The sequence below is a fragment of the Pseudoalteromonas fuliginea genome (genome assembly GCF_000690055.1).
Lineage (GTDB): Bacteria > Pseudomonadota > Gammaproteobacteria > Enterobacterales > Alteromonadaceae > Pseudoalteromonas > Pseudoalteromonas fuliginea.
The window spans coordinates 1-10430 of sequence record NZ_JJNZ01000092.1 but is presented as its reverse complement, the minus strand read 5'-3'; the positions used below and the strand labels follow the sequence as shown (position 1 = coordinate 10430).

7 protein-coding genes are annotated in these 10430 nt (G+C 38.8%); 5 read left to right on the top strand and 2 right to left on the bottom strand.

Annotated features, from left to right (window positions below; translation table 11 throughout):
* Positions 1–238: 238 nt before the first annotated feature.
* Together rdgC and DC53_RS01640 are read right to left on the bottom strand one after the other, a co-directional pair.
* Positions 239–1162 carry a recombination-associated protein RdgC gene (rdgC, locus tag DC53_RS01635; RefSeq protein ID WP_007377477.1) on the bottom strand — a complete coding sequence of 308 codons (924 nt, stop codon included), beginning with the start codon at positions 1160–1162 and terminating at the stop codon, positions 239–241.
* Between the two features lie 84 nt (positions 1163–1246).
* On the bottom strand, positions 1247–3013 hold the full coding sequence (locus DC53_RS01640) for an ATP-binding protein (protein ID WP_007377476.1): 1767 nt from the start codon (positions 3011–3013) through the stop codon (positions 1247–1249).
* A 513-nt stretch (positions 3014–3526) separates the two neighbouring features.
* Between DC53_RS01640 and DC53_RS01645 the strand changes: the two genes are divergently transcribed.
* The 5 genes from DC53_RS01645 to glyA all read left to right on the top strand — a co-directional run bounded on the left by DC53_RS01645 (position 3527) and on the right by glyA (position 10303).
* The gene (locus DC53_RS01645; RefSeq protein WP_188085272.1) at positions 3527–3892 is read left to right on the top strand and encodes a response regulator; all 366 of its coding nucleotides are present in this window, start codon (positions 3527–3529) and stop codon (positions 3890–3892) included.
* Positions 3893–4120: 228 nt separating this feature from the next.
* On the top strand, positions 4121–6538 hold the full coding sequence (thrA, locus tag DC53_RS01650; protein ID WP_008137978.1) for a bifunctional aspartate kinase/homoserine dehydrogenase I: 2418 nt from the start codon (positions 4121–4123) through the stop codon (positions 6536–6538).
* A 9-nt stretch (positions 6539–6547) separates the two neighbouring features.
* Complete coding sequence (thrB, locus tag DC53_RS01655) at positions 6548–7483, top strand: homoserine kinase (RefSeq protein ID WP_033031977.1); 936 nt, start codon at positions 6548–6550, stop codon at positions 7481–7483.
* Positions 7484–7494: 11 nt separating this feature from the next.
* A complete protein-coding gene (gene thrC, locus DC53_RS01660; protein WP_033031975.1) occupies positions 7495–8778 on the top strand; it encodes a threonine synthase in 1284 nt (427 codons plus the stop codon).
* A 268-nt stretch (positions 8779–9046) separates the two neighbouring features.
* Positions 9047–10303 carry a serine hydroxymethyltransferase gene (gene glyA, locus DC53_RS01665; RefSeq protein WP_008137971.1) on the top strand — a complete coding sequence of 419 codons (1257 nt, stop codon included), beginning with the start codon at positions 9047–9049 and terminating at the stop codon, positions 10301–10303.
* Positions 10304–10430: the final 127 nt, after the last annotated feature.

Here is a 10430-nt window from a genome sequence, read left to right as displayed (position 1 = left end):
AATTAAATTGCACTATAACGTCGTGAAATTTTTATTTAGAACAACTAGATACAAAAATTTTTGCCTAGTTCTAGCGTAATTTACTTAACGTTAAATAGACCCCATATATAAGCAAGATTGGTATAAAAAGATAAAATAAATACGCCGTTCATTTTAAATGAACGGCGTATTTATTTCTGGCAATTAGCTATTAATACGAAAGTTTGCCTTTGCTCTTAGAATATTAAAGAGTTCTAAGTTAGAGTTCAGGTTTAGCTAAATCGTCAGAATCACCTAAGCCAAGAGTAAGTTCTTCAAGAAGTTGCTTAATCTCTTCTGATGACAAAATAAAGTCAGCATCTAGTTTTACAGCCATATCTTCTTTTGGGATATCCGCATTTTCTTCTTTTAATGTTTCTGAGTAACTTAAGCGCTTAATAGAGCCATCATTTTGTAGCATGAACTTAACGCGTTCTTGCCAATCTAGAGCAAGTTTGGTTACGCGTTTGCCACTTTCAAGATGTGATTTAACTTCGTCACACGACAAGTCATGACCTTTAAGCTTTACCTGTGCTCCGCTGTCATCTGCTTCTTCAAGCTCTGCGTCTGAGCCTATAGCAAAGCCTTCCGGTGTACTAAAGTTAGTTAACCAATCAGTTAAAAATACATCCAAGTCGTAGTTTGCAAATGCAGGTACTACTGGTAGCGTACCAAGTGATTTACGAAGCAATGCAAGTAGCTCTTCGGCTTTATTAAAGCTGCCACTATTAACAACTACCCAGCCATTTTCTTGGTCGATAAATGCAAATTGTAAGCTCGATTTTTTAAATGCTTGAGGTAGAAGAGCATGAAGAATGTTTTCTTTTAATTCGTCTTTTTCTTTTTTCTTAACTGGACGGTTTTCTTCAGCTTCAATTAAGTCAATTTTTTCAGCGACAAGTTCATTAATAACTGATGCTGGTAGTACCTTTTCTTCACGTTTAGCGCAGACTAAAATACTTTTTTGAGAAAAATGCGATAGTGTTTCACCGTGCTTTCCAAATGCTTTTGTCCAACCAAATGTAGAAAGCTCCTGGCCTGTACATGGACGAAATAAATCTTGCTCTAATGCTTTGTCGAAATCTTCTTGCGTGTATGAAACGTCTTGTTTAAAGCGATAACATATAAGGTTACTAAACCACATAGGGGTACTGATCCATTTGAAAAATTTGCCCAATCATAACAATAAAATCACTATCTCGAAATGCTTGATTTTATTCCTGCCAATTTAATTCTGATTAAAAATAGGCAGGGGTTTAGGCATGTTTTTAGGGAATTGTATATGGTAGTGCAAACCCTCACCTGGTTCGCTAATCGCTTCAATTGAACCACTTAAAGTTTGTTTTACTAAATTGAACATTATATGTGTACCAAGCCCACTACCGCCTTGATCTCGTTTTGTTGTGAAAAAAGGGTCAAACAGCTTTTTAAGTTGTTGCTCTGTAACACCGCTCCCATTATCTTTATAATCAATAGTTAAAAATGTTTCGTCGCTGGCTATTTTTATATCTATAATGCCGTTGTTTATATTTTCAAAACCATGAATTAGCGAGTTCATTATTAGGTTAGTGAAAATTTGGCTTATTGCCCCCGCAGGTAAATTTAAAACTAAGTCATCAGGACATTCTAGCTGAAGTTTATGAGATGTTTTTTTGAGCTTGGGATGAAGTGAACGGATCACCTCGTTCACGTAGTCTTTAAAATTGATCGTTCTTACTGCATCACTTGCCTGATCTACGGCTATTTGTTTAAAACTTGCAATTAGTTCTGAGGCTCTATCAAGGTTAGTTGTAAGCAAACTCGTACTTTGCTTTGCGTCATTAATGAACTCTTCAAGGGCTTTCGGCGAAAGCGTTTTTTCTTTATAGGCGGCTTCAAGCTGATTTAAGCGTTCTTGTAAAAACGAAATTGCAGTCACCCCAATTCCTATAGGGGTATTTATATCATGAGTTATCCCAGCAACGAGTCCCCCTAATGCAGCCATTTTTTCAGTGCCAAGTAAGCGCTCTTGTGCAAGACTTAATTCTTCAACATAGCGTTCTAGTTCAGTTTGTTTTGTTAGCAGCTCTTGCTCTGTACTTCTACGAAGATCAACTTCGTCAGTAAGTACAATTTTTTGTTTTTCTAATTCATATTTTTGCTGCTGTAGATCCATCATTGCTTGGCTTAAATTTGATGTTTTACGTGCTACATCTTGTTCTAATTGAATGTTATGTTGATCTAGCTTCTCATTACTAATAATGAGTTCTTTTTGTGCTTGCTCTAGCTCTAGACGGTATTGGACTACTTTATCTATTAATTTATTAAACGATTGTTCCATAACGTTGAGTTCATTATGTTCCTCCGTTTCGATTTCTATATGTTGCCCTTCAAGTTCGTCTAGTTCGAGGTTTTCTATTTGATCTGTTAGCTGAGATAAAGGGTCTGTGAGTAACTTTCTAAATGCCATTAGAAATAGAATGATTAAAAAAGTAGTTTTAATCATTGCGTTACCAATCAAAAAGTAGATTGAAACCATGATTCGACTAAAAACGACTTCACGACTAGAAAATAACGTCACATCGCCAACTTGCGTTGCTCTGCCTGAAAACTCAAAAATAAGCGGAAAAGTATAACCAAACAAACCAGACTTAGAGTCCTCTAGCATGACTTCTTCTTGTACTAGCTGTTGGCTGTAAAGTTTATGTATATCGAGAGAACGGCCGAGTTGCGAAATTACTTCACCACTATCATCACGGACAATAATACCTTCAATCATAGGAATAGCTAACAGACCTTCTGCAGTTGTTATGGTTTGCTTTATATTCAGCTCCCAAATAGCGCGGGTTAGGCTTCGGCTAAAGGTTTTTTGTAAAGTAGTTAGCTCGTCTCTTATATAGTCCTTAGTGTTTACATATTCGGCAATAACTTGTCCGCAAGTGACCACAAAGGTAAGCAAAAAATAGACCGATAGCACACTGGTCAGCAACTTTTTAGAAAGGCTTTGTTGTAACATAAGTGATTTATGGTTCCTTGGGTTGAGTTAAATAACTGCGGTTTATATAAAAGCTAGTCAATAAAGACGTAAAAATAAATAAAAATTAATTTTTACTTATTAAAAAGTGTTAAAAGTCGGAAGTGTATCTCAGATATTTAACTTTCCCCCCTTAGTTAAATAATGATTTCTGTTAATGTAATCAAAATTTATTTTCTGATTACATTGAGTCTTTAGCTTTATTTTACTTCGGCATGTTTGATTTTAAGCAAGGAATGCATAACCAGAGCCCGACATTTTTACTAAGCGGTTAGGTTACAAACTTTGTACCTGATTAGCTACCGAAATGAGCATGTTTAGTTATGTAAGAACAATACGCCTAGTACTATAGTTTATCGTAGGGTGAAAATTTAAGAGTAAATAATTACCATTACTTTGTTTGCTTATAAAGAGACCGTGATAAGATAAAATAAAGTTGCTATGGATAGCTGTTTTTTAACAAATTTAATTATGCTTAATACAGTAGTAAATATTATGAATTTTTCTATTTTAGTATGTGATGACTCAACCGTGGCTCGTAAGCAAGTTATTCGATGTTTGCAGCAATGTCTTGATGCAGATATTCAGCAAGCAATAAATGGCGCACAAGCTATTGAGCTATTAAATACTCATAATTTTGATTTGTTATGTTTGGATTTAACTATGCCTGAAGTTGATGGAGTTCAAGTGCTTGAGTATATCAAAGCTAATAAAATAGAGTGTTTTGTGCTCGTCATATCGGCAGATATTCAAGACAAAATGAAGTTACGAGTTACTCAATTAGGCGCTATCGACTTTATAAATAAACCAATAGATAAAACCCGCATGAATAATATTTTGCATAAATTTGGCATTCATTAGGTTTTTTCATGTTCAAAAAGGCTGTTTTATCTTTTAATTTGGGGTTGACAGCATAGCCTTTGTTAAGGCAGTCTTAACCTATGAAAACAATTAATCGCGTACTGACCATTATTATTACAACCACCATTCTTACTGGATAGTGGCATAGGTCGGTGCAACAAATTTAAAGGCCTGTGTTCACTTAGAACACAGGCCTTTTTTCGTTTTATGGGATGAGGAACATAAACAATGCGCGTTTTAAAATTTGGAGGCTCGTCGCTTGCCGACTTTACTTGCCTTCAGCAGGTAGCTCAATTAGTTAAAGCACAGCTAAAAGATGAAATGTTATTGGTGCTTTCTGCTCCAGGTGGAATGACCGATTCATTAGTTGCGTTAGCAAGTGAGGCAGAACAAGGCTTAGATTTTTCGCAGCAATGGCAAGCATTAGCTAGCCGTTGTGAAGGCTTAAAAGCTGACGTTGAAAAAAGTGGCGTAGTAGTTACAAGCTGGCCAGACCTAAGGGAACTTAAAAATAAATTAGATGGCGTGTCGCTTATACAGTGTTGCCCTGATCAAGTTCGCGCATTTGTAATTAGTTTTGGAGAGCGCGTTAGTGTTTCTTTAATGCAGGCTTTATTGAACTCGCAAGATGCAAGATACTTAGAAGCAACAAGCTGTATAGCTTCAACGGGTGGTTACATTGATGCAGAAGCGGATTTAGTGGCAAGTAAAGCGCGCTTTCAAGCTGTGCTTAAAGAAAACCCTGCAACTATTTATATCATGCCTGGTTTTACGGCGAGTAATGATAAAGGTGAGCTTACAACGCTTGGCCGTAATGGTTCAGATTACTCAGCAGCTATTGCTGCGGCATGTTTAGAAGCTGAGATTTGCCAAATTTGGACTGACGTTGATGGCGTATATAGCGCTGATCCTCGTTATATTAAAAAAGCCACTAAAGTAGATTTTTTATCTTATAAAGAAGCGATGGAGCTTTCTTACTTTGGTGCAAAAGTACTTCACCCTAAAACAATCTTACCGTGTGCTAAAGCAGGCGTGCCATGTGAAATTAAAAATACGCATAACCCAGACGCACAAGGCTCATTAATTGGTAACGATTATTCATCTGATGAGCCCGTAAAAGCGCTTTCTAGCTTACAAGACCTTGCAATGTTAACTGTTTCAGGCCCTGGCATGAAAGGTAAAGTAGGCATGGCGTCTAAGGTATTTAACGCGCTTGCTCACGATAACGTATCAATTGTATTGATCACGCAATCATCATGTGAATTTAGCATTAGTTTTTGTGTGCACGAAACAGACTTAGCACTTGCACTCGATGCGCTACAAACAGCATTTGAGCTTGAATTACAAGCAGGGCTTATTGAGCCTGTACAAGTGCAGCGCAATTTAGCCATTGTTACTTTAGTGGGCGATAACATGCGCGCACACCGTGGTTTAGCAGCTAAGTTTTTTGCATCGCTTGCACAAGCGCAAGTAAATATTGTGGCAATTGCACAGGATTCTACAGAAAGTGCTATTTCTGCGGTAATTGATGGTGAGTTATGTAATGACGCCGTAAAAATATGCCATGAAAACTTTTTCACACATGTGCCGTCAATTGATGTGTTTTTACTAGGTTGTGGCTTAGTAGGGCAAGAGCTTATTAATCAGCTTGAACGTCAACAAGCTTGGCTTGAAAAGCGTAATATTAAACTCAACTTGTACGGTGTTGCTAACTCTCGTCAATTACACCTTGATAACGAAGGCATTGCTTTTAGTGATTGGCAGCAAAAATTAGCCTCATCTGAGCAAGCATTTGATTTAAAGTTAGTAGAGCAATTTGTTAAGCAAAACCACTTAGTGAATCCGGTATTAGTAGATTGTACATCTTCAGATGCACTTGCTGCGCAGTATGTAGACTTTTTAAATGCAGGCTTTCATGTAGTTGCTGCCAATAAAAAAGCGACAACAAGCTCATACACGTATTACCAAGATTTAATTGCGGCAACACAAAAGAATAATCGTAAATTTTTATACGAAACAAATGTTGGTGCAGGCTTACCAGTTATCGATAACTTGCAGTCATTATTTGGTGCCGGTGATGAGTTATTAGAGTTTAGCGGTATTTTATCAGGCTCACTTTCGTATATGTTTGGCGCACTTCAAGATGGTTTATCACTTTCTGAGGCAACTATTAAAGCCAAAGAAAGCGGTTTTACTGAGCCAGACCCTCGTGATGATTTATCGGGTACCGATGTAGCACGTAAGTTACTGATCATTGCTCGCGAAGCCGGCATGAAGTTGGAGCTAAGCGATATTGAAGTTGAGTCAGTATTACCACAAGGTTTTGCACAAGGTGATAGCGTTGATGAGTTTATGGCAAAACTACCAAGCCTAGATGCTGATTTTAATGACCGCATTCAAAGTGCTGCGAGCGAAGGTAAGGTACTTCGTTATGTAGGTACAATTAAAGAAGGTCACTGTAAAGTAGGTATTGAGGCTGTTGATGAAAAACATGCCCTTAATGTAATTCGCGATGGCGAAAACGCGCTGGCTATTTTAAGCCAATACTACCAGCCACGTCCGTTTGTAATTCGTGGTTATGGTGCAGGCTCTGAAGTAACAGCAGCGGGTGTATTTGCTGATATTTTAAAAACACTATCGCGCTAGGAGCTCGTTATGATTGAAGTATATGCTCCGGCGTCTATTGGTAATTTTGCAGTGGGTTTTGATGCACTTGGCGCAGCGCTTGCGCCAATTGATGGCTGTTTATTAGGCGATGTAGCTGTTGTAAGTGCCGCACCAAGTGACGAATTTATTTGTACTGGCGACTACGCTCACAAGTTACCAAGTGATGCGAATGAAAACTTAGCGTACCAGTGTTTAGTGCATTTTAGAGCGCATGTTGCGCCTGATATGCCAAGCGTAAAGCTAGAGCTTAAAAAGAATTTACCAATTGGATCTGGGCTTGGCTCTAGTGCATGCTCGGTCGTGGCTACCTTTGCTGCCCTTGATAAGTTTGCACAAACTAACTTAAGTCAGGTTGAGCTTATTGAGCTTATGGCTGACTTTGAAGCAGTGGTAAGCGGCGGTCGTCATTACGACAACATCACGCCATGTTATTTAGGTGGTTTGCAATTAACCGGTGATTTAATCCCTGATAAATCGATTGCACTGCCTGTTGATGAAAGTTGGTACTACGTTGCTGCGTTCCCTGGTTTTTCACTCAACACTGCAAAAGCGCGCTCGGTTTTACCAAAAGAGTTGAGCATGCATGCAAGTGTTGAGTTTGCACAGCGTTTATCGGCATTTAGTAGCCTACTGTTAACTAACCGTTTTGACGATGCGCTGAGCATAATGAAAGATGAAATAGCAGAACCTTACCGCGCACCGCTTATTAAAGGCTTTAGTGAAGCCAAAGCAAGCTTACCAGCGCTGGGCGCTGAAATAGTGAGTATTTCGGGCGCAGGACCCACCTTGTTTAGTGTATGTAAAACACTTGAAGCTGCACAGCAATGCGCGCAGTGGTTAGAGGCAAATTACATTAACGAGCAAGGCTTTTGCCACATTTGTAAATTAGATAACGACGGCACGCGTCAATTAACAGTTTTATAGGATAGGTAGTCATGCAATTACATAATTTAAAAGATAGCTCACAAAAAGTGTCGTTCGTTGAAGCCGTAAAAACAGGTTTGGGTCGTAATCAAGGTGTGTTTTTTCCTGAAACCCTTGCCCCACTGTCCGATGTTGATGCATTGCTTGATATGGACTTTGTAACACGCAGTGGCAAAATATTATCTCACCTAATTGGTGATGAGCTACCAAGCGACACTGTGGCACAAATGGTTAAAAATGCATTTAACTTTCCAGTTAAGCTGGTGGAAGTTGAAGAGAATACATACTGCTTAGAGTTGTTTCATGGTCCTACGCTTGCGTTTAAAGACTTTGGTGGTCGCTTTATGGCAGAGTGTTTGGCGCAATTTAATAAAGATGAAAAAGTAACTATTTTAACCGCAACATCGGGCGATACTGGTGCAGCTGTAGCGCATGCTTTTTACAATAAACCAAATATCGACGTAGTAATTTTATATCCTAAAGGCAAAATTTCACTTGCTCAGCAAAAGCTATTTACTACGCTAGGTAACAATATTCATTGTTATGCAGTTGAGGGCAGCTTTGATGATTGCCAAGAGTTAGTTAAAAATGCCTTTTTAGATGAAGAAGTTAAATCAACACTTGGGCTTAATTCTGCTAATTCAATTAATATTAGCCGTTTAGTTGCTCAGGTTTGTTATTACTTTGAGGCTATTGCACAACTACCAAAAGAAAAACGCGCAACAGCGCATATATCAGTGCCAAGTGGCAACTTTGGTAATGTATGTGCTGCAATGATTGGTGCGGTTATTGGCTTACCTGTAGGTAAATTAAGTGCAACAACCAACCAAAATGATACTGTGCCGCGCTTTATGCTTGATAAAACGTGGACGCCAAGCGCAACACTTGAGTCGCTTTCAAATGCAATGGATGTAAGTAAGCCAAACAACTGGCCGCGTGTGCAAACAATGTTAGATAATAACTGGTTTAGCTACGATAGCTTTTATTCAACTAGCGTAAACGAGCAAGACACGCAATCGGTGATGAAAAAAATTCAACAAACGGGTTATGTTGCAGAGCCTCACACTGCTATTGCGTACCAAGGTCTTGTTGAAAATCGAGCGCCTGGTGCAGCGGGTATCTTTTTAGCGACCGCTCACCCTGCTAAGTTTAAAGAAAGCGTGGAGGATATTTTAAATATTGAATTGGATATGCCAAAACCACTTAGCGATGCATTAGCAAAACCATGTCTAGCAAGCGATATAAACGCCGATTACGACGCATTACGTACAGAAATACTTGCAAAGCTAGGATAATAAAAAATAACAATTGAAGCGGCTATGGCCGCTTTTTTTATAAATTATAATTCAAAAAAGAGAGGCTTTCATTAGCTAATTAAATGTGAAAAATGAAATGTATTTAAAATAGTTATGTACTTATTAAAAAATATCATCTTAAAAAGTCTGTGAAATAGTTTCAATCCCTGTTTAAATATCCTCAACTTAAGAGCGTAGGCAAAGAGTCGTTTAAAGCGTACAATAAAGCCTCTAAAAAACACCATACACGTTGCCCTAGGAGACCCCAATGTTAGAACGTAGCATGAATATTTCGGATTTTGATCCAGAGTTATTTGACGCAATCACTAAAGAAACTGCTCGCCAAGAAGAGCACATTGAACTAATTGCATCTGAAAACTACTGTAGCCCACGTGTACTAGAAGCACAGGGTTCACAGCTTACTAACAAATACGCAGAAGGTTACCCAGGCAAACGTTATTATGGCGGTTGTGAGCATGTAGATGTTGTTGAGCAATTAGCAATTGACCGTGCTAACGAATTATTTGGTTCTGACTACGCAAACGTACAGCCACATGCTGGTTCGCAAGCAAACGCTGCTGTTTTTCTAGCGCTATTAGAAGCAGGCGATACTGTATTAGGTATGAGCTTAGCTCATGGTGGTCACTTAACTCACGGTTCTCACGTAAGCTTCTCTGGTAAGCTTTACAATGCAATCCAATACGGACTAGATGAAGCAACGGGCGAAATTGATTACGCACAAGTTGAAGCACTAGCACTTGAGCACAAACCAAAAATGATTATTGGTGGTTTCTCAGCGTACTCAGGTATTGTTGATTGGGCTAAATTCCGTGAAATTGCTGACAAAGTAGGTGCTTACCTGTTTGTTGATATGGCTCACGTTGCAGGTTTAATTGCGGCAGGGGTTTACCCAAGCCCAGTTCCTCATGCACATGTTGTAACTACAACTACGCATAAAACACTTGCTGGTCCTCGTGGTGGTTTAATTATTTCTGCATGTGGCGACGAAGCAATCTATAAAAAGCTTAACAGCGCAGTTTTCCCTGGTGGCCAAGGTGGCCCTTTATGTCACGTTATTGCAGCAAAAGCAGTGGCATTTAAAGAAGCGCTTCAACCAGAATTTAAAGTATACCAAACACAAGTTGTTAAAAACGCAAAAGCAATGGTTGCTGTAATGCAAGAGCGCGGCTACAAAATCGTATCTGACAAAACTGAAAACCACTTATTCCTACTCGATTTGATCGATAAAGATATTACTGGTAAAGATGCAGACGCAGCCCTTGGTAACGCTAATATCACAGTTAATAAAAACTCAGTGCCAAACGATCCACGTTCTCCATTTGTAACATCTGGTTTGCGTATTGGTTCTCCTGCAATCACTCGTCGTGGTTTCAAAGAAGAAGAATCAAAAGAGCTTGCTGGCTGGATTTGTGACGTACTAGATAACATCACTGATGAATCTGTACAGGCGCAAGTTAAAGAAAAAGTTAAAGCAATTTGTGCAAAATTACCTGTATACGCTTAATTGCATAAGCAGCAGTAATTTAGATCACAACAGCTAGGGCGTGTTGACCTTTCGTGGTTGAATTTGCAGCAGTATGTTTGGTATTTGAGCAAGGCAGAGCCTATGAGGTTATTCCCCATAAATAGGC